This window comes from Pontibacter ramchanderi, from assembly GCF_002846395.1.
Lineage (GTDB): Bacteria > Bacteroidota > Bacteroidia > Cytophagales > Hymenobacteraceae > Pontibacter > Pontibacter ramchanderi.
In genome coordinates this window covers 487,615-509,120 of the sequence record NZ_PJMU01000002.1, presented here as the reverse complement: position 1 = coordinate 509,120, position 21,506 = coordinate 487,615, and the positions used below count along the sequence as shown (strand labels likewise).

Below are 21,506 nucleotides of genomic sequence, written 5' to 3'. Positions count from 1 at the left end.
ATATATGCGCTGCTGCCCTGGAGCGGTGGCCTCACTAACGTATACAAACATGGCAAAAGTTGCGATAAACCTTTCTACAGGAGCCCTTCAGCAGGAAGAGGTGATTGTAGGTATAGACCTTGGGACTACCAACAGCCTGGTAGCCTACATACATCCCGAAACCAAAAAGCCGGTAGCGATAAACGACCTCGGGCGCGGCACCATTGTACCTTCTGTGGTGCACTTCACTCAAAACGGCGAAACAATTGTGGGCAACGAGGCGAAAGACTACCTCACCACCGATCCGGCCAATACTATTTACTCCGTAAAGCGCCTGCTGGGTAAGTCTTACAAAGACCTGGGCGAGCATAAAGACTACTTTGGCTATAAGATCATCGACGATGACAGCGAAGGACTTGTGAAGATCAGGCTAGGAGATAAATTTTACTCACCTATTGAGCTATCGGCGGAGATACTGAAGGAGCTGCGGGCAAGGGCCGAGCACGCGCTGAAAACGCCGGTGAACAGAGCCGTGATCACAGTGCCGGCTTACTTCAACGACTCCCAGCGACAGGCAACCCGCGATGCCGGCAAATTGGCCGGACTGGAAGTGCTGCGAATCGTAAATGAACCGACTGCAGCCTCTCTTGCCTACGGTATAGGGATTGATCCTTCTGAAGAGAAGACGATTGCGGTATACGACCTAGGCGGTGGCACCTTTGATATCTCTATCCTGAGTTTGCACCAAGGTATATTCGAGGTGCTTTCCACGCACGGCGACACCTACCTGGGTGGCGACGACATGGACAGGGCGATCATCAACTACTGGATCGAAGAAAACCAACTGGTAGCTGATACCCTGAACCAGGACAAGAACCTGCAGCAGGAGTTGCGATTGAAGGCTGAAGAGGCTAAGAAAGCCTTAAGTCAGCAGCAGATCTACACTAGTAAGGTAAATGGTACGATTGAATGCGGCATTACGCGGCATAAATTTGAAGAGCTGATCGCGCCGATCGTGGCCAAGACCATTGAGAGCTGCCGACAAGCAATGGGTGATGCGAAGCGAACGCCGGAGCAGATCGATGCAGTAATCATGGTGGGAGGCTCTACCCGTGTGCCGCTGGTATACGAAGCCGTATCGGAGTTCTTCGGGAAGCAAGCCAACAACTCCCTTAACCCAGACGAAGTAGTGGCGCTGGGTGCCGCTATTCAAGCTGATATTTTGGCGGGAAACCGCAAAGACATTTTGCTGCTGGACGTAACGCCGCTTACCCTAGGTATAGAAACCATGGGTGGCCTCATGGACTCCATCATTCCCCGCAATTCCAAGATACCAACCAAAGCCGGCCGCCAGTACACGACTTCCATCGATGGGCAGGTGAACATGAAGATCTCGGTGTACCAAGGAGAGCGAGACCTGGTAAAAGAGAACCGCAAACTGGCTGAGTTCGACCTGAAAGGTATACCGGCCATGCCAGCAGGTTTCCCGAAAGTAGATGTGAACTTCATTCTGAACGCCGACGGCATCCTGAAAGTGGAGGCGATTGAATTGCGCTCGGGTGTGCGCCAGGAAGTGGAGGTAAAGCCACAGTATGGCCTGACCGACGAGCAAGTGGAGCAGATGCTGATGGACTCCATCACCCATGCCCGCGACGACGTGTCGGCCCGTATGGTGATCGAAGCCCGCACCACCGCTGAGCAGATGCTGTATCAGGTGGAGCGTTTCCTGGAGAAGAATGGCCAGCACCTGAAGCAAGAGGAAATCAACCTGACGCGTGAGAATTTGCAGAAGCTACGCGACGTGCTGCCAAGCGGCGACAAGGACCAGATTCTGAAAGCGGTGGACAACCTGGAAGAACAGACCAGCCCGTTTGCAGAGCGTGTGATGCAGATTTCCATTAAACAAGCCATGGCTGGCAAGAAGATCGAGTAAGTTATACCTTATTGCTTATACTTAAAACAAGAAGAGCTGACCGTAATGGCCAGCTCTTCTTGTTTTTATTAGCGACTAAGCGCAAGCAGTGCGTCGAGCAAGGTATAGTTCAGGTATAGCAGCGTAATGGCTACAATCACACCAACCATGATGTTAGCGTATGGTTCATCCTGCTCGCGCACGCCTTTTACGCCCCAATATATGTAGGCAATCAAGGCAAGAAGACCGTAAAGCAGCAGGAGCACTGGTATAGCCACCAGCACCGACTCCGGAACGAGACTCCAGAAAAAGTTGAAGCCGAGCCAGGCTACATTCAGAATCCAGGCCAGCACCAACATCAGGATACTGCGCCGGGTGGAGCCCAAGCCGAGTGCCCGGAACACGGCTATACCTTTATTCGTTGCCATGGCTTAGAATTTTACACCGAACTTCTTGCCCACCTCTGCCAGGTCTTTTTCTACGGGCGGTAACAGTGGTATACCTTTCTGCAGGCGCTTGGCTGTCATGATGCGCTCGGGGTCGCCAGGTATAAGGACGGCTTTTTCGCCACGTTTCACATGGGCGTTTCTAAAGGCGTTGATCCAGTTGTCCATGTGCTGCTTGAACTCGTCGGCAGGGCGGAAGGCGTCGATGCGCATGGCGCCGAAAAAGTGACCTATACCTTGGCCTACCGGGTCGGCAGGAGGAGCCAGGAAGCTCACAAAAGGCGGCACCCACGGGCCATAGTTGGCACCTGAGAGCACACCCGAAAAAATATCGACGATAGAGCCGAGTGCATAGCCTTTGTGACTACCGCGGTTCTTGGTGCTGCCCAACGGGAGCAATGCTCCCCCAGATTGTACCTCAAAAGCATTGGTAGAGCCTAGGCCTGTAGCCGTCTGCACCCAGCCGCTCGGGGTTTTCTTTTGCTTGCGCTGCAGTATCTCCAGTTTGCCGTTGGCGGCCGTAGTAGTGGCCAGGTCGGCTACGAAAGGTGGCTGCTCATTGGCAGGCACGGCTACGGCGATCGGGTTGGTGCCGAGCATACGCTGTGTAGAGTTAGTAGGTGCCACCAGCGGACTGGCGTTGGTCATGGCCATCCCGATCATATCGCGCTGCAGGGCCTGCATGGCGTGGTAGCCTGCTATACCGAAGTGGTTCGAGTTGCGCACCGACACCCAGCCTGAGCCTACATTCTCGGCTTTCTTCATGGCGATCTCCATCGCCCGTGGTGCTACCACCAGGCCAAGTCCGCCGCCGCCGTCTACTGTGGCAGTGCTGGGCGTTTCGTGCACGATGGAAATGGTAGGCTTCGGGTTAATACGCCCAGCTTCCCAAAGGCGAATGTAGCCGCTCAGTCGGGCCACGCCGTGAGAGTCTACGCCGCGCAGGTCAGCTTCCAGCAATACCTGGGTAGCCAACTGGGCGTCTTCCAGAGAGCAGCCGATGTTCAGGAATATCTCGCGGGTGAAGTCAAAGAGGTGTCGGTATGGGTACATAGCAGATGAGTTAATGCCGCAAATTAAAAAATTATCAGCCCAATGCCGCGCAATTCCTCAAGCGATTATTCTTGACGGAAATTATGCCTTTGAGCATCATTTATATACCCTTTTTTCTATACTTTCGGAGTTTGGTAAAAATGTGGAATAGAATTTGACTTGGCCAAGTCAGGCTAAAACGATACGAAATGAAAAGAGCTCTACTTCTGATCTGGATACTCACAGCGGTTGTTGCGGTACAAGCACAGAGCCGCCTTGTGTTTAACGAGGCTATACCTGTTTCTTTCCTGATCAAACAGGAGGCAGCAGGCAACAGCAGCCAAACGAACAGCAACAAGATCGTTCAACTGCTTACTGAAAGCGGCACAACGGCCAACCAATCCGGCGGGCGGCCTAACCGCAAGCCTGAGTTTGTGGTGCGGCTGGAGCAACAGGCCCGCATCGCCAAGGCCGGCGATCAATTGCAGATCAAAGTGCAGTTGCAGCAAATAGGCGTGAGCGGTGATGTGCATTACCGTGGCTTTGACCTGGGCAGCGTGCTTTTGCCGGAACAGGTCAGTATGACCGTGCGCTTGCTCAACAGCCAGCAGAAAGAAGTGAAGCGCTTTAGTCTGCCTGCCCTGAGTCTGAAACCTAACGGCATTGTGGCGCTGGAAACTACTGTACCCGATACGGCTGGCAGCCAAGGCTATACCTTGAAAGTAGAGAACCTGACGCTGACCTATACCCAGGCCGATGTGCAGGAGGTAAAGGAGCGGATAGATCTGATCAAAGACTACTACGCCGCTGATGCCACCCTGAATAACATGCAGCAGGATGTGGCCCTGATCAAGCATGACGATATCGATCGCATTAAGCAGCAGGACCAGCGCCTGCGCGACATGGAGGAGATGCTGCAGAAGCTGCAGGACAAGCGTTTCTCTGAGAAGCTGAGCCTGAACCAGTATGACCCGCAGCGCTATACCGCCAAATCGAACCAGTTGAACCAGCTGCTGAAGGAGCGTCGCAAAGCGGTGAACCATACCTTGGCTACACTCGACCAGCAGTTCTATAACAGAGGCATCAGTCTGATGGCCCGCAACAATCTGGCGGCTGCCAGCACGTATTTTGTGAAGTCGCTGGAGGTGAACCCACGCTTTGCGCCTGCGCACCTGCAACTGGCTCGCCTGGACTTTATGAATGGCAATGTGCGGGAGGCAGCCGGCCGCACCCGCGACATCCTGACTCAAATGCGCGTTGATCCTGAAACTGCGCAAATGGCTCTGGGCCTGGCACACGACATCTACAGTTCGTTCATGGCAGAAGGGCACGCCCACAATGGCCGAGGTGATTATCGTAGTGCTGTTGCGGCCTATGCCGATGCCCGTGCTTTGTGCAGCACGCTGGGCGGATTGCGTTGCAACATGCCTGCGCTGAACGACGGCGAAGGCCGCGCCGTGTTTGGTCTCTATCGCAGCATGGTGGAGGAGGGTAAGCGCTTCCTGAGTAAAGGCGACTTAGTGCAAGCCGACCGGCTGGCCGACGAAGCCTATACCTTTCAGCGCCAGTACGACTACCTGCTACACGACGCTCCGGAGGCTGCCGAACTGCAGGGGCAGGTAAAGTACCAGTATTATGTGCAGCACATCGACAAAGGCCGCCAGGCCATGAAGGCGAAAGATTACCGTTATGCGCTGGAGCAGTTTGAGTCTGCCCTTGCGCTGGAGCAGAGTTATACCTTCCAGCCGGTTCGGGAACTCAGTGGTCTGCTACTGCAGGCCGCCAAACCGGTGCTGCTGAGTCAGCTTGCAGAAGGCTATACCCTGGCTATGAACAACCGGTTGGCCGATGCCAGAGCCACAGCCACTGCCGCCGAGAACATGCGCAGCCGCTATGCCTTGGAGCGCGACACTGAAGTGCAGGCCAAGTATGTAGAGTTGCGCGACCGCATCTTTACGCAGGAGTGTCTGAACGTGCAGGCCGACTACGACCGTCATTATGCCGCTGCGCAGTCGCTCATAAAAGAGAAGAAATTCATCGCTGCCGACCAGGCCTACCATGCTGCCCTCAATGCCGCGGCATCAAAAGCGACTTGCACCATTGCTACTTTCACGGCAGAAGACGGTCAGGCTACCATTGCCGATGCCGCTGCTTACCAACGCCTGCTCGAGGAGGCAAACCGGATGGTATCGACTGGTCGCTATACCGATGCTATCCAAAGGTATAACGAAGCTGAGCAGCATTACCTCAGCAAGTCGATTGCACGATTCGGGCTGGACCATACTTCGCTCTACAACTTTGCACGGGAGCAAAGCAAGCTGGCGTTTACTGCGACGGTGGTAGACCATTTTACTAACATCCGACAAGAGAAAGCGGCCCTGCAACTACTCACTAACCTACTCGACAAAGGCTATGCAAAAGGCAAAACCAAAAAGGTGCAGCAGCAGCTAGGTATACAACTGGCTATTAAAGATGTAACCAGTGGCCAGGCGGAGGCTCCCAAAGTAATGGCAGCCAACTATACCCACGGTGACAAAAAACTAAAGCACTTGGGCAAAGCCTACGAGAAAGAGCGTAAGAAACTGGCAAAAGGATAGACAAAGGTATAGCCTGCTTAAAACGGAACGAGCCTGCTGTCTTCAGCAAGCTCGTTCCGTTTCGTAGGTATAGGTATAGCGCCTGTTACATTGTTTGAAGCGCCTGCGCCAGCACGCCCTCTTTCAGCGCGTAAGCCGACACCCGTATCTCCTGCAGTTGGTAAGTTTCCAGTACGAAGTCGACTAAGATACTGGCTAGCACGATCATATCCACCCGCATCTCCAGCATACCCGGTATAGCCAGTCGCTCTTCGTGGGTTTTGTGCAGCAGTTGCTGGTGTATTTTGTAATAGTCAGCAACCTCCAGGGCAGAGGCGGCGGGCTGGGAAAGTTGCCGGGTATTGTCGCCGCGGCTCAGGGCGTCGATGTCGCAGAGGGTGTCGAATGTGCCAGACGCGCCTACCAGTCGGGCAGGCTTATACCTGGCAACAGCCTCGGTGAGCGGCTGCAATTGCTCTGCCAGAAACTGTTTCTCAGCGGCTACCTGCGCATCAGGTATAGGATCAGCGGTGAAGAAATTGTCCATCAGCCGCTGGGCACCCACTTCAAAGCTTTGCTTCCAGGAGATCTCATGGTTGTTGCAAAGTATGAACTCTACGCTACCGCCGCCAATGTCCATGATCAGGGAGGTCTGCTCATCGAGCACACCAGCCGAGCGCACGCCGTAGTAGATCAGTTCTGCTTCACGGGCACCGTCAATCACCTCTACCTGTATGTCGGTCTGTTTGTAAATGTCTTTGATAAAGTCTTCGCCATTGCTGGCGTTGCGCACCATGCTCGTCGCCATTGCCCGCACCGTCTCTACATTGTATTCGTCGATCTGCTTCCTGAAATCCTTCAGCGTTTTCAGTGCCCGCTCGTAAGCCTCCGGCGCAATAGTACCCTTGCTGATGCCACCCTGCCCGAGCCGTACCGGTAGCTTGGTTTTCACGAAGTCGGTGCGGTTGCCGTTGGCAGCCACCTCGGTGATGAGGAGGTGAAAGGTGTTGGTGCCCATGTCGATGAGTGCGAGGCGTTTTGTCATAGAGGGAGGGTTATTATAAATCAGATAACGAGGCGAAAATTATTCCAATTGAAAAAAAGAGAATATAAAATGCTACTACAGCAGAAATAAGGGTAAACAGCAGAAAGGGCAGGTATACGAGTACTTTTTGTATCGCTGAGTAATTGCTATAGCTCAGGTTGTAAAATGGGGTTCTGGTGGCATACTTGTGCGACCCAATGAAAACAGACAATGCGCCTATGAATGCCCCTAAAAGCGCAAATAGCATGTCGAGTGATAATCCGCCTTTCAGTAGAATCATATTTGTAGATTTTACTTCCCCTCCGAACTAAACCGAAAGAAAGTCCCCAACGGAAGCTTCCGCTCCCCACGGTCGTGCAGGTAGATCTCACCCAGTTCTTCGTTCTTGATCTGCTCCCCAAAGGTCAGACGCATCAGGTTATCCAGAATCAAGGCTGAGAAACCTAACGAATAGAGGTTGATCACCAGGAAGTAGTCGGTTTTGTCGAGCATCTGGTGGCAGAGTTTAATGAGTTCGTTCAGCTCGTTCTCCAGTTGCCACTTTTCGCCGTTCGGGCCACGGCCATAAGCGGGAGGATCCAGGATGATGCCGTTGTAAGTGTTGCCGCGCTTCACTTCACGGCGGGCGTACTTCATGGCGTCTTCCACGATCCAGCGCACATTGTCGAGGCCGCTGGCCTCCATGTTATCGCGGGCCCAGAAGTTGACCTGTTTCACCGAGTCGAGGTGCGTTACATCGGCGCCGGCGGCTTTGGCGGCGAGGGTGGCGGCACCGGTGTAGGCAAACATGTTGAGCACCTTCGGCGTTTTAGCCTTCAGCGAGCGGGTCTTGTTGTAGATGAATTTCCAGTTGCTGTCCTGCTCCGGGAAAAGGCCCACGTGCTTGAACGAAGACAGGCCCAGGCGGAAGCGCAGCTTCAGGTCATTGTACTGGTAATTGATGTACCACTGCTCGGGCATTCCTTTTTGGAGTTTCCACTGGCCTTTCTCCTGGCTGCCTTTGTCGCGGGTGAACACGGCATTGGCCATGCGCTGCCACTCCGATTCGGGCAGGTGTTTGTCCCAGATGGCTTGCGGCTCGGGGCGGGCTACGTAGTACTGGCCAAAGCGCTCCAGCTTTTCAAAATTGCCCGAGTCAACGAGTTCGTAGTCAGCCCAGTTTTCGGTTGTTAAAAAGGAATACATATATTTGCTGTTTATATCCGGTTGTGTAAAGCGCATGTTTAAACTTCGTCTCCATAGTACAAAGGACGGTTTTGAACATACCCTGAAGGTTGGCAAATTACGAATTATATGCCGTGCCTGAAAATTGCACGCAAGAGCTGGTTTAATTGTTTCTACTGTATGGCACTTAGCTTCTATAAATACCAGGGTACTGGCAACGACTTTGTGATGATCGACAACCGGAAACTTACCTTCCCGGCTGACGATGAACAACTGATCCGGAACTTGTGCAACCGCCGCACCGGCATTGGAGCAGACGGACTGATTCTGTTGCAAAACCACGACGACTACGATTTCGAGATGGTGTACTTCAACGCCGACGGTCGTCTGGGATCTATGTGTGGAAACGGTGCCCGCTGCACGGTTCGTTTCGCCAAGCAGTTGGGTGTGATCGAAGATGTAGCCTATTTCCTGGCTGCCGACGGTGAGCACCAGGCCACGATCGAGCGGGAAGAAATTCAGCTGAAGATGGCGGACGTAGTAGGAGTAGAGCGCATCGAAGATGATTTTTACCTCAATACCGGATCGCCGCATTATGTGCGTTTCGTGGAGAATGTCGATAACCTGGATGTATACGCCGAAGGACGCCTTGTCAGGTATAGCCCCCGCTTCAATGCAGTAGGCACCAACGTGAACTTTGTGCAGCGCCTGTCAGATAATAGCATCTATGTACGTACGTACGAACGTGGCGTGGAAGACGAAACCCTCTCTTGCGGCACCGGCGTGACAGCCTGTGCGCTTGTAGCCGGCTTGACAGGTATGCAAAGCCCTGTCTCAGTGAAGACACCTGGTGGCAACTTGAAAGTAGCTTTTGAGCAGGATGGAATGGGCTTCCGCTACATCTACCTGATCGGCCCGGCCAAGCTGGTGTTTACAGGCACAGTCCCATTGCTCGAAAAGGTATAGCCATGTTCCTGCAAGGCGACCATATCTCCCTGCGTGCCCTGGAACCAGCCGACCTGGACTTCCTCTATACCCTGGAGAACGACACCTCGGTCTGGCATGTCGGCAACACGCTCACGCCTTACTCCAGGTTTGTATTAGAGCAGTACCTCGAAAATGCCGCCCTCGACATTTATACAATCAAACAACTCCGCCTGGTCATCTGCAACCAGGAGCAGGAGGCCATTGGCGCCATCGACCTGTTTGACTTCGACCCATTGCACCGCCGCGCAGGTATAGGCATCGTAGTGTTGGCCCCCTACCGCGGCCAAGGTCATGCAACTGAGGCGCTGAACCTGCTGCTGCACTACTGCCAGCATACGCTGCAATTGCACCAGGTATACTGCTCCGTTACCGCCAGCAACCACACTAGCATCAAACTTTTCAAAAATGCCAGTTTCGAGGAAGTAGGTATACGACGGGAGTGGCTGCGCAAGTCTGACGGCGATTGGGATGATGTTATGGAAATGCAGCGGGTGTTTCCTGTCTGAATCTTTATATAGGGCCCCTACCCCAAGGATTTACAGGATTTTTGGATTTACAGGATTTTCGCGCACTATTAGCATCCCCCTAGCCATCTCGAGAGCAGGGGCGTTGCATTCTAGGATGACAGACCAAAAACCTCCTGTCATTCTGTTAAGAAACTTGGTTAAATGGAAATTTAGCTTATGCTACTCGCTACCAAGATCCTTACAGGATGACAAAAAAGCAGAATGAAACGCTCCTGCTCCCGAAAGGGGCATTTTCTGTTAATGCCTTTCCGTAGGTATAAGCTTCGTTGTACTCATAACAGACCACTGGCAGGTATAGCAAGAGTAACTTGCCCCTTTAGCTATGAAAGAAACAGACTTAGCCAGGTGCACCAAACGATGCTCCACTATTGGGGGCGAAGGGGTCCCCTGTCAAGAGCGGTCAGCGAGTGGGGGTATGGGCCCTCTTTCTTTTCATCAAGGAAAAAAGTAAGTGCCCGCCGCACAGGCGAAGCTATAAAACAATAAAGGTTGCTATACCTACAGCAGCACCTATACCTGGGCCGGAGGCCCCACAATAGCAGACACGGGTGAGGACGCCCGCGCTAATGGCCTCGCTGGCAAAGCGAAAACTACCCCATCCTGTCACAATGCCACAACGCACGCCTTCCTTTTTCCTTTTCTGACACAGGAATTTACATACCCTAAGCTTTGTTGGAAGAGAAAGTAGAGCCTATCGGCAAATATGGCAGATCGACTATACAGCTTTCATTCTGGTATTGTTTTGGTGTAGAACTTTAGATATATCAGAAAAACAGCTATTTTTGACGATATTGCGAACGCAGAATTTCATTTAAGAACAACCAATACAGATGTTTGATTTTTTCGGTAAAACCGTTGCGAAAATATTCGGAACAAAGTCCGACAGAGATATAAAGGAGGTAGTGCCTTACGTATCTAAAATAAATGCGGAATACGCTAAGCTCACCAACCTTACCGACGATCAGCTCCGTCAGAAAACGGTAGAGATAAAAGGTATCATTGATGAACGACTAAAGCCTACCGATGAGAAAATAGCCGCCCTGCACAAGCGCGTGGCCGATGAGCCGGAACTGAACATTGTGCAGAAGGAAAATATTTTCTCTGAGATCGATGAGCTGGAAAAGGAGCGCAATAAAGAACTCGAGGTAGTACTGATGGAAGTACTGCCTGTTGCTTTTGCGATTGTAAAGGAAACTGCCCGCCGCTGGAAAGAGAACGGCCAGCTGGTGGTAACCGCCAACGACATGGACCGCCAACTGGCAGCCCGCAAGCCAAACGTGCAGATCGACGGCGACAAAGCCATCTGGGCGAACAAGTGGGTAGCTGCCGGCAATGAGATCACCTGGGAAATGCTGCACTACGATGTGCAGTTGATCGGTGGTATTGTGCTGCACCAGGGTAAGATCGCCGAGATGGCCACAGGTGAGGGTAAGACCCTAGTGGCAACGCTGCCGGCCTTCCTGAATGCCCTCTCGAAGCGCGGGGTGCACGTAGTGACCGTAAACGACTACCTGGCCCGTCGTGACTCTGAGTGGATGGCGCCTTTGTTCGAGTTCCATGGTATTACGATCGACTGCATCGATAAACACCAGCCTAACTCCGAAGGCCGTCGCAACGCTTACCGCGCCGACATCACCTACGGTACTAACAACGAGTTCGGCTTCGACTACCTGCGCGATAACATGTCACGCGAGACCAAGGATTTAGTACAGCGCAAGCACCACTACGCCATGGTCGATGAAGTGGACTCTGTGTTGATCGACGACGCCCGTACACCATTGATCATCTCTGGCCCGGTGCCGCGTGGCGACGAGCACGAGTTCTACCAGCTGAAACCACGTATTGCTACCTTGGTAGAAGCCCAGCGCAAAGTGGTGATGAACTTCCTGACGGAGGCCAAGCGCCTGATCAAAGAAGGAAATACACAGGATGGTGGTCTGGCCTTGTTCCGCGCCTACCGTGGTCTGCCGAAGAGCAAGCCATTGATCAAATTCCTGAGCGAGACTGGTAACCGTGCCATCATGCAAAAGGTGGAGAACTATTACCTGCAGGACAACTCCCGTATGATGCCGGAGGCCGATGAGCCGCTTTACTTCACCATCGACGAAAAGCATAACCAGATCGAACTGACTGAAAACGGCATTGACCTGATCACAGGCCAGGGCGAGGATCCACAGCTCTTCATCCTGCCGGATATCGGCACCGAGATCGCCAACATCGAAAATAACAAGTCGCTCAACGAAGAAGAGGTATTGCACGCCAAAGAAAAGCTGATCGCTGATTTCCAGGAGAAGACCAAGCGTGTGCATACTATCAACCAGTTGCTCAAGGCCTATACCTTATTCGAAAAGGACACCGAGTATATCGTTACGCCGGACAACAAGGTGAAGATCGTAGACGAGCAGACCGGCCGTGTGATGGAAGGTCGCCGTTATTCTGACGGTCTGCACCAGGCCATCGAGGCGAAGGAAAATGTAAAGGTAGAAGACGCCACACAGACTTACGCCACCGTTACGCTGCAGAACTACTTCCGTATGTACCACAAACTGTCAGGTATGACAGGTACGGCCGAGACGGAAGCAGGCGAATTCTGGGATATCTACAAACTGGATGTGGTGGTGATACCGACCAACAAGCCAATCGCCCGAAAAGACGAGCACGACAAGGTATACAAAACCACGCGTGAGAAATACAACGCCGTAGCCGACGAAATTGTGGAGTTGACACAAAAAGGCCGTCCGGTGCTGGTAGGTACTACTTCGGTAGAGATCTCGGAGCTCCTGAGCCGTATGCTGACGCTGCGCAAGATCAAGCATCAGGTACTTAACGCCAAGATGCACCAGAAAGAAGCCGAAATTGTGGCTGAAGCCGGTAAACCAGGTACAGTAACCATCGCGACGAACATGGCCGGTCGTGGTACCGATATTAAGCTAACACCGGAGTCGAAAGCCTCAGGTGGTCTGGCCATCATCGGTACAGAGCGCCACGAGTCCCGCCGCGTTGACCGCCAGCTGCGTGGTCGTGCCGGTCGCCAGGGTGACCCAGGTTCATCGCAGTTCTTCGTGTCGCTGGAGGATAACCTGATGCGTCTGTTCGGTTCTGACCGTATCGCCCGCCTGATGGACCGCATGGGTCTGGAAGAGGGTGAGGTGATCCAGCACTCGATGATCACGAACTCGATTGAGCGTGCGCAGAAGAAAGTGGAGGAAAACAACTTTGGACAGCGTAAGCGCCTGCTCGAGTACGACGACGTGATGAACGCCCAGCGGGAAGTGGTGTACAAGCGCCGCCGCAACGCCCTGTATGGCGAGCGTCTGGAACTCGATATATGGAACATGATCTACGATATCAGCGAAGACATGGTAGTGAACTATAAGAACACAGCCGACTTCGAGAACTTCCAGCTTAACATCATCCGTGTGTTCGGCATCAACACGGGCATCACAGAAGATGAGTTTAAGTCTGGACAGGCCAATGCACTGGTGGAGCGCCTATACAACGAGGCCCTGAACCACTACCTGACCAAGAACAAGCAGATAGCCGAGCAGGCTTTCCCAATTATCGAGAACATCCACTTGAACCGTGGGCCGATGATCGAGAACGTGGCTGTGCCGTTCACAGACGGTAAACGCCAGCTGGCTGCTGTAGCCAACCTGACGAAGACCTACGAAACCAGAGGCCTGGAGCTGATCCGTGCCATGGAGAAGATCATTACGCTGGGCACGATTGACCAGGCCTGGACCGACCACCTGCGCCAGATGGACGACCTAAAGCAGGTAGTGCAGAACGCGGTGTACGAGCAGAAAGACCCGCTGTTGATCTACAAGTTCGAGTCGTTTGAGCTGTTTAAGCGCATGATCGGCAAGGTGAATGAAGAGACGGTTTCGTTCCTGTTCCATGCCTTTATACCGGTGCAGGCGCCGGAGCAAGTGCAGGAGCCGCGTGTACCACAAATGCCAAAGCCGCCGGTATTGCATGAGCAGAAAGAGGAAGTGCACTCGTCGCTGGAGCATAACAGCAGCCCGATGCATGCCCCGGAACCTGAGAAGATCATGCCGGCGCATTCGCAGAAAGTGGCAGGCCGCAACGACCGTGTCAGCGTACAGTACAACGACGGCCGCGTGCTCAAAGACGTGAAGTTCAAGACAGTGGAAGAGGACTTGCTCCACAACCGCTGCGTACTGATCGAAGATTAATCTAAATTTAAACAACAGCCATCAGGTATAAACTGGTGGCTGTTTTATCTTTGTGCAAAAATCAGCTAAAGGATGTAGGTAGAACTGGTTTTCTTCTTATGTCCTTTATCTTTTACCCCAACCATCTTTTGTCAAGAACCATGTCAGGAGAAGAACTTGCTACCTATATAGACCATACCATCCTGCGGCCAGACGCCACGCAGGAGCAGGTGTTGCAGCTTTGTGATGAAGCACGCAACTACAATTTTGCGGCCGTTTGCGTACCGCCGTGCTACGTGCAACTGGCCACGGAGCGCCTTGGCCCGGGCTCGCTCGTGAAAGTAGCCACTGTAGTGGGGTTCCCGCTAGGGTATAGCCATTCCAAAGTAAAGTTTCTGGAAACCCATCAGGCCATTGCCGACGGTGCCAATGAGATCGATGTTGTGATGAACGTGTCGTTTTTCAAGTCGGGCAGGTATAGCGAGATACAAAATGAACTCAGTGACCTGGCCAACTTCTGTCACCTGAAGGAGGCGGAGCTGAAAGTGATTATCGAAACGGCTTTGCTGTCGCACGACGAGATTGCCAAAGCCTGTGAGATCTGCGCAGCTGCCGGAGTAGACTTTGTAAAGACTTCGACTGGCTTCGCCTCGGGTGGCGCCCGGGTGGAGGATGTGCAGTTGATGCGCCGTGTATTGCCAAATCACATCAAAATAAAAGCGTCGGGCGGCATTAAAACATACGCCGATGCCCTTGCGTTAATTGAGGCGGGAGCAGACCGATTGGGTTGCTCGGCCAGTATCCAAATTGTAAAGCATGAACAGAGCGCTTAGTTTCTTATTTATAATGGCCCTGCTAGTGTCATCGGCCTGCAAGCCCGCCTCAGAGGCCCGTACCAGTTCTCCAGACAAAGCCAGTGCACGTGTAGTAGACGATATCAGCGTTTACCGCCCGACTTACCCTGCTGAAGGGGCTAACGCGCCGGCGGCTGCGCGGGTGGAGCCAACCAATCACGCCAATGCCAAAGTAGCTGTGCTGATGGACTCCGTGGCCAGTGTAAACAAAGGTATAAAGTATGCACAGGGTTATCGTATTCTGGCCTACAACGGCTCGGAGCGCCAGACCGTGATGGACCTGCGCAAAGCGATCATCGCCCGCATGCCAGAAGAAAAAGACTACCTGACCTACCAACAGCCGAACTTCAGGCTGAAGATAGGCGATTATTTTACCCGCATGGAAGCACAGCAGGTGCTTAACCGGATCAGCGATCTGATACCCAACGCCCATATTGTGCAGGAACAGATCAACATACCCAAAAACTAAGGTATAGCGACCTGCCGCAGGTATACACGTTGCAGTTGCTCAGGCGGCTGCAACGTTTTTCTTTTTATCTTTAACCAATTGTACCAAGGCAGGGAGCGCCTTCCCGCTGCATTACTTACATGAACCAACTAGCGCAAAAAATAAAAGAACTTGCCAGGGCCTACACGCACGACACGGTAGGTATACGCCGGCACATACACGCCCATCCGGAGCTTTCTTTTGAAGAGCACAACACAGCTGCCTATGTGGAGCAGGTACTGCAAAGCTACGGACTTGAAACAACCCGTATGGCAGCTACTGGCGTGGTGGCCCTGATAAAAGGCCGAAATCCGGAAAGTAAAACCATCGCCCTGCGCGCCGATCTGGACGCCCTGCCGATCACAGAGCAAAACTCCGTAGACTACAAGTCGAAGAATGAAGGTGTGATGCATGCCTGCGGGCACGATGTGCACACAGCCTCTTTGCTGGGCGCTGCTCGTATTTTGCAGGACCTGCACCATGAGTTTGAAGGTACCGTGAAGCTGGTGTTCCAACCAGGAGAGGAGAAATTTCCCGGAGGTGCTTCGGTGATGATAAAAGAAGGGGTGCTGCAGCAACCGGCACCGGCAGGCATCATAGGCCAACACGTGTTCCCGATGCTGCCAGCCGGTAAGGTTGGTTTCCGCTCAGGTATGTACATGGCCAGTGCCGACGAAATTTACATCACCGTGAAAGGAAAGGGCGGTCATGCGGCCCTGCCGGAGCTAAACGTCGACCCGGTGCTCATCACCTCACACCTGATCGTGGCGTTGCAACAAGTTGTGAGCCGCCATGCCAGCCCCAAAGTACCCACCGTGCTCTCTTTCGGCAAAGTGGAAGCCTTGGGTGCCACCAATGTGATCCCGAACGAAGTGAAGGTAGAAGGCACTTTCCGGACCATGGATGAGGTATGGCGCAAAGAGGCGCACCGCCGTATACGCCTACTAGCCGAAGGGCTGTGCGAAAGCATGGGCGGCAGCTGCGACATCGACATCAAGTTTGGTTACCCTTTCCTGAAAAACGACCCCGACCTGACTGGCCGAGCCCGCGAGGCGGCGGCGCTATACCTTGGGGCGGAAAGCGTAGTGGATCTGGACCTGTGGATGGGCGCCGAAGACTTTGCTTATTACTCGCAGGAGGTAGCCGCGTGTTTCTACCGCCTGGGCACCCGCAACGATGAGCGAGGCATCACCTCAGGTGTTCACACCCCTACGTTTGATATAGACGAAGCCGCGCTGGAAACAGGTATAGGTCTGATGGCCTGGATTGCGGTGCAGGAACTGGAGGCTAAAACAGCATAACGACCGACCATGAAAAAATTCTACTTCTTCCTCTCGCTGCTTGTATTGCCGCTTTTGAGCACAGCGCAAAGCAAGATAAGCGCGCCTACCGCCATCTGGCCCGAACTGCAACTGAGCTACGGCCTGGGTGAGAACGGACTACTGTTTCTACAGAACCAATACCGCATTAATACCGACGGGCGCTACAACGGCGTAGGCAATTTTGAGCGTATTGAGTTTACGCTGGGCTACGAACACGCCTTTACCGATCACTGGCTGGCGGGCGCCATGTTCCGCTACGCTAAAGAAGACATGCCATCGAGTAACTTTACATCTGCTTTTCTGCGCCATGCCGGTAATATCAAAGGCCTGTATTTCAACAAACAACTTACACTGGACTATGTAAACCAGGAGCGCAGAGACCCTTTTGCACGCTTCAGGCTGATGGTGGAACTGGGCAAGCGTATACCTGTTGGTGCGCGTTTCCTGACACCGTCTTTGTCTTATGAGATGCTGGTGGTAAAGGATTTTGGGGATGAGACAAACGAATTGCTGGTGCGCACCATCGATCGGACCCGCCTCCGAGTAGACGCCACGTACGAGATCAGCGACAAGCTTCGCGTTACACCCTACTTCCTGCGGCAGACAGATTACTACTTTGTGGAGGTAGGGCCTAAATATGACGAAGACGGGATGCTGGTGGAGCAGGGTTATACCACGAAGCGAAACCGCATTTCGCCTGTATTTGGCCTAGAGCTTAAATATGCCTTTAACAGAGCGACTTCCACTGGCAGCTATACCTACTGATTTCTGAAAATTTGACAGAGATGACAGGTAAAGTGTAGTGGTGCAAATGACATTATTTCATGATTCGATAAAATAAAACGACTGGCAAACTTTTAGCTATACCTTGTTTGAAAGTGAAAACGAAAACTTAAAAAAGGAGGTAGCTATGGTACTCAGAAAATACAACGGCATGCAGAATGAGATGCCGCAGACTTTCAGCTCGATGTTAGACAGATTCTTCAACGAGTCTGTAAACTCCAGAGGCTTCACTGGTTTTACGCCGCATGTGGATGCCTGCGAAACCGACAACGGGTACGAGATTGAGGTAGCCCTGCCAGGTATACGCAAAGAGGACATTTCCATCGATTTTCAGGAAGGCAAGCTGACCATTTCGGGTGAGCGCCGCTTTGAGAAGAAAGAGGAAGGTCGTCGTTACCAGATGCTGGAAACCCAGTACGGTACTTTCACCCGCTCTTTCTACCTGCCTGACAACGTGAATCCGGATAAGATCTCAGCGCAGCTGCAGGACGGTGTGCTGTTGGTTACCGTGCCGAAGGATGAGCAGAAGACTATGAAGCGCCAGATCACGATATCGGGCGGTGAAGAAGAGGCCAAACAAGCCGCTAAGCAGAAGCGTGTGGCAGCCTCAGCCGCTGAGAACGGAAGAGAAAAATAAGAGAACCCATAACAAAAAAGAGGCCACCTAAACTGGCCTCTTTTTTGTTATAGAAATGTTAAAGAATGCCAATCGCCTTGACCTTTTATACTGCCGTATAGTATATTAGCGTTACAAGGTTATAATATAGATTAACCTTAATATTTGATAAACACCAATAAGGAGGAATTCAATACATGAAGACGAAACAGTTTATTGTTGGCCTCACACTATCGGCGCTAATGGGCGGCGGTGTGGCAGTAGGCAGCTATAAGTTGCTGGAAGATAACAGCCCGCAGGGCGTACAGGCACAACAGGAGTATCCAACCGTTCGCTACACAAGCGATATGCGCAGCAGCAACGTAATTGTACCGGAGGGACTTAACTTTATTAAAGCAGCGCAGGTATCAACTCCTGCCGTGGTGCACGTGATGACCGAATACAGCGCCCGCACTGCACAGCGAAGCAACACACCCATGGACCCGTTTCTGCGCGAGTTCTTCGGCGATGGATTTGGGGAGCGTGTGCCGCGTGGTCCGCAGATGGGCTCCGGCTCTGGTGTGATCATTGCCTCTAACGGCTATATCGTTACCAACAACCACGTAATTGACCGCGCCGACAAAATAGAAGTAACACTGGACGACAAGCGCAAGTTTGAAGCCACGCTGGTAGGCACAGACCCTACCACCGATCTGGCCCTGCTGAAAATCAACGCCGACAAGCTACCTGTTGTTCGCTACGGTAACTCCGACGATCTGCAGGTAGGCGAGTGGGTACTGGCCGTGGGCAACCCCATGAATCTGACCTCTACCGTAACAGCCGGTATTGTAAGTGCCAAAGGACGTAACATCAACATCCTGCGCACCAGCCAGAACCGTGACCTGAGCATCGAGTCGTTCATTCAGACGGATGCAGCCGTGAACCCAGGCAACAGCGGGGGCGCTTTGGTGAACCTGAACGGTGATCTGGTAGGCATCAACACGGCCATTGCCTCTCAAACCGGTTCCTTTGCTGGTTATTCGTTTGCAGTGCCATCTGCCATTGTGAGCAAAGTAGTGGATGACCTGCTGAAGTATGGTGAGGTGCAGCGCGCCTTGCTGGGTGCCACCATCCAGGAGATTGACGCTGCGCTGGCCAAGGAGAAAGGCCTGAACACATTGAACGGCGTATACCTGAATACGGTGGAAGAGGGCGGTGCCAAGGAGGCGGGTCTTCGCGCCGGTGACGTGATCACGTCGATCAACGATGTGAAAGTAGCCCGTACTTCGCAATTGCTGGAGCAGGTGGCCCGCTACCGTCCTGGCGATAAGGTGAAGGTGGAATACCTGCGCGACGGCAAGACACGCTCTGCCAACGTAACGCTCAAGAACCTGAACAACAGCACTGAGATATCGAAGCGCAGCAATGCAAACTCTGTCACGTTCGACGGCGCTACCTTTGAAGCAGTGAGCAAGCCCGAAATGAACAAACTAGGTATAGACGGCGGTGCCAAGATCTCCAATGTGGAGAAGAGCAAGTTCCGTGAGACTGGTATGAAAGACGGCTTCATCATTACGCGTATAGATAAGTATGCAGTGAACGTGCCAGCCGATGTGGAGCGCCACCTGAAGAACTTCGAGACCGGCATCGTTTACATAGAGGGTGTGTACCCTGACGGTCTGAAAGCTTATTACCCGATCGGGAAGCGCTAAGTATTAGTGAGATATTAAAAAAGCTCCTGCCACACGGCGGGAGCTTTTTTGTTTTCTTAGCCCGGAAAAAAGGCCTATCTTCATGCTGTAGAGTTCCTATAGCAAGGCAAGTCGCTCTACAAGATGTTTAAACACCTAAAACCTGATAATACGGATAGAATTATGAAGCAAGCCATAGATGAAATGCCGATGACAAAGGCGATTGCCGATGTATTGCAGCAACTGGGCATCAAAGAACTGAACCCCGCCTACAGCACCGGTCTGAACTGGGGCGGCGAAAACAACAAAACAACCCGCGACATCTACTCACCTGCTGACGGAAACCTGATCGCTGGGGTAAACATGGCCACAGCCGATGATTACGAGCAGGTAGTAAAAACGGCGCAGGCTGCTTTTAAGGTATGGCGCACGGTGCCGGCCCCGAAACGTGGCGAGATTGTGCGCCAAATCGGCAACAAGCTGCGTGAGCACAAGGAGGCACTGGGTAAACTGGTGAGCTACGAAATGGGCAAGATCCTGCAGGAGGGGCTTGGCGAGGTGCAGGAGATGATCGACATCTGCGACTTTGCCGTTGGCCTGTCGCGCCAGTTGCACGGCTATACCATGCACTCCGAGCGTCCGCAGCATCGTATGTATGAGCAGTACCACCCGCTGGGTATAGTGGGTGTTATCTCGGCCTTCAACTTCCCGGTAGCGGTGTGGAGCTGGAACGCCATGCTGGCCGCCGTTTGCGGCGACGTAACCATCTGGAAGCCATCCGAAAAGACTCCGCTTACGGCCATCGCCTGTCAGCACATCATCCGCGACGTGCTGGCCGATAACGAGTTGCCGGAAGGCATTTTCAGCGTGATCATCGGGGATGCCGAGATCGGCAGCCTGATGGCGCACGACACCCGCGTACCGCTCGTTTCGGCTACAGGCTCTACCCGCATGGGCAAAAAGGTGGGCGAGGCCGTTGGAGCCCGCCTGGGTAAGTCGCTGCTGGAACTGGGCGGAAACAACGCCATCATCATCACCGAAAATGCTGACATCGAAATGGCGCTTCGTGCCGTGGTGTTCGGTGCCGTGGGTACCTGCGGACAGCGTTGCACGTCCACCCGTCGTTTGATCATCCACGAGAATGTATTTGACCAGGTGCGCGACCGCTTGCTCAAAATCTACCCGAACTTGCCGATTGGTCACCCGCTGAGCGACACCACACTGGTAGGGCCTCTGATTGATAAAGATGCCGTGAAGGCTTTCCAGAATGCGCTACAAGAGGTGCAGAAAGAGGGCGGCAAGCTGTTGATCGGGGGCGAAGTGCTGGAAGGCGAGCAGTACGCAACCGGCACCTACGTGACGCCGGCCATTGTGGAGGCTGAGAACCATTACCATATGGTGCAGGAAGAGACCTTTGCGCCGATCCTATACCTGATCCGGTATAGCGGTGACGTTGAAAATGCCATTGACATTCAGAACGGTGTGAAGCAGGGACTTTCTTCGTCTATCTTCTCGACCAACATGCTGGAGACTGAAGCGTTCCTGAGTCACTGGGGTTCTGACTGTGGTATAGCCAACGTGAACATTGGCACGTCCGGTGCGGAGATTGGCGGTGCCTTTGGCGGTGAGAAAGACACAGGCGGTGGCCGCGAGTCCGGATCTGACGCCTGGAGAATCTACATGCGCCGCCAGACCAACACCATCAACTACAGCCGTGAGCTACCGCTGGCGCAAGGGATTAAGTTCGATATTGGGTAGCCCGGCCGCTGCAAAGGCATCGCCTTTTAACTCTGTAAGCCAGGCAAGTATACAGCTGAAGGTATACCCTGAAAAGTATAGCCAGCTCCATTTGGGGCTGGCTTTTTTTGTGGCTCTACCTCTGTAATAAGTAGAGCAACAGCATACATGGGCGAGCAACGAAAAATTCTTTA

Annotated in this window: 16 protein-coding genes; 12 read left to right on the top strand and 4 right to left on the bottom strand. The window is 53.0% G+C overall.

Going from position 1 to position 21,506, the window contains the following annotated elements:
- The first annotated feature begins 49 nt into the window (after positions 1-49).
- Positions 50-1,912 (top strand): molecular chaperone DnaK, encoded by a 1,863-nt coding sequence (dnaK, locus tag BD749_RS09030; RefSeq protein WP_101444062.1) that lies wholly within the window; start codon positions 50-52, stop codon positions 1,910-1,912.
- 68 nt (positions 1,913-1,980) lie between these two features.
- On the opposite strand, the gene BD749_RS09025 is transcribed toward dnaK, so the two are convergent.
- Together BD749_RS09025 and BD749_RS09020 are read right to left on the bottom strand one after the other, a co-directional pair.
- Positions 1,981-2,319, bottom strand: coding sequence for a hypothetical protein (locus BD749_RS09025; protein WP_101444061.1), 339 nt, complete (start codon positions 2,317-2,319; stop codon positions 1,981-1,983).
- Between the two features lie 3 nt (positions 2,320-2,322).
- The gene (locus tag BD749_RS09020; protein ID WP_101444060.1) at positions 2,323-3,390 is read right to left on the bottom strand and encodes an Ldh family oxidoreductase; all 1,068 of its coding nucleotides are present in this window, start codon (positions 3,388-3,390) and stop codon (positions 2,323-2,325) included.
- A gap of 188 nt (positions 3,391-3,578) precedes the next feature.
- On the opposite strand from BD749_RS09020, the gene BD749_RS09015 reads away from it, so the two are divergent.
- Positions 3,579-5,966, top strand: coding sequence for a tetratricopeptide repeat protein (locus tag BD749_RS09015; protein WP_101444059.1), 2,388 nt, complete (start codon positions 3,579-3,581; stop codon positions 5,964-5,966).
- A gap of 85 nt (positions 5,967-6,051) precedes the next feature.
- On the opposite strand, the gene BD749_RS09010 is transcribed toward BD749_RS09015, so the two are convergent.
- Together BD749_RS09010 and BD749_RS09000 are read right to left on the bottom strand one after the other, a co-directional pair.
- Positions 6,052-6,990: a Ppx/GppA phosphatase family protein gene (locus BD749_RS09010; protein ID WP_101444058.1), complete on the bottom strand. Its 939-nt coding sequence runs from the start codon at positions 6,988-6,990 to the stop codon at positions 6,052-6,054.
- A gap of 291 nt (positions 6,991-7,281) precedes the next feature.
- The gene (locus BD749_RS09000) at positions 7,282-8,175 is read right to left on the bottom strand and encodes a class I SAM-dependent methyltransferase (protein WP_101444717.1); all 894 of its coding nucleotides are present in this window, start codon (positions 8,173-8,175) and stop codon (positions 7,282-7,284) included.
- 159 nt (positions 8,176-8,334) lie between these two features.
- Between BD749_RS09000 and dapF the strand changes: the two genes are divergently transcribed.
- From dapF to amaB, 10 genes are all read left to right on the top strand, one after another.
- Complete coding sequence (gene dapF, locus BD749_RS08995; protein WP_101444716.1) at positions 8,335-9,120, top strand: diaminopimelate epimerase; 786 nt, start codon at positions 8,335-8,337, stop codon at positions 9,118-9,120.
- Between the two features lie 2 nt (positions 9,121-9,122).
- On the top strand, positions 9,123-9,647 hold the full coding sequence (locus BD749_RS08990; RefSeq protein WP_101444056.1) for a GNAT family N-acetyltransferase: 525 nt from the start codon (positions 9,123-9,125) through the stop codon (positions 9,645-9,647).
- Positions 9,648-10,498: 851 nt separating this feature from the next.
- The gene (gene secA, locus BD749_RS08985; protein ID WP_101444055.1) at positions 10,499-13,864 is read left to right on the top strand and encodes a preprotein translocase subunit SecA; all 3,366 of its coding nucleotides are present in this window, start codon (positions 10,499-10,501) and stop codon (positions 13,862-13,864) included.
- A 140-nt stretch (positions 13,865-14,004) separates the two neighbouring features.
- The gene (deoC, locus tag BD749_RS08980; protein WP_101444054.1) at positions 14,005-14,676 is read left to right on the top strand and encodes a deoxyribose-phosphate aldolase; all 672 of its coding nucleotides are present in this window, start codon (positions 14,005-14,007) and stop codon (positions 14,674-14,676) included.
- Complete coding sequence (locus BD749_RS08975) at positions 14,660-15,166, top strand: sporulation protein (protein ID WP_245868962.1); 507 nt, start codon at positions 14,660-14,662, stop codon at positions 15,164-15,166. The genes deoC and BD749_RS08975 overlap by 17 nt, the downstream gene beginning before the upstream one ends.
- A 119-nt stretch (positions 15,167-15,285) precedes the next feature.
- Positions 15,286-16,485, top strand: a complete 1,200-nt coding sequence (locus BD749_RS08970) for a M20 metallopeptidase family protein (RefSeq protein WP_101444052.1) — start codon at positions 15,286-15,288, stop codon at positions 16,483-16,485.
- Between the two features lie 9 nt (positions 16,486-16,494).
- The gene (locus tag BD749_RS08965) at positions 16,495-17,271 is read left to right on the top strand and encodes a DUF2490 domain-containing protein (protein ID WP_101444051.1); all 777 of its coding nucleotides are present in this window, start codon (positions 16,495-16,497) and stop codon (positions 17,269-17,271) included.
- Positions 17,272-17,416: 145 nt separating this feature from the next.
- Complete coding sequence (locus BD749_RS08960; RefSeq protein ID WP_101444715.1) at positions 17,417-17,926, top strand: Hsp20/alpha crystallin family protein; 510 nt, start codon at positions 17,417-17,419, stop codon at positions 17,924-17,926.
- A gap of 176 nt (positions 17,927-18,102) precedes the next feature.
- Positions 18,103-19,596, top strand: coding sequence for a Do family serine endopeptidase (locus BD749_RS08955; RefSeq protein ID WP_101444050.1), 1,494 nt, complete (start codon positions 18,103-18,105; stop codon positions 19,594-19,596).
- Positions 19,597-19,758: 162 nt separating this feature from the next.
- Positions 19,759-21,333, top strand: coding sequence for an L-piperidine-6-carboxylate dehydrogenase (gene amaB, locus BD749_RS08950; RefSeq protein WP_101444049.1), 1,575 nt, complete (start codon positions 19,759-19,761; stop codon positions 21,331-21,333).
- The last annotated feature ends 173 nt before the right edge of the window (positions 21,334-21,506 follow it).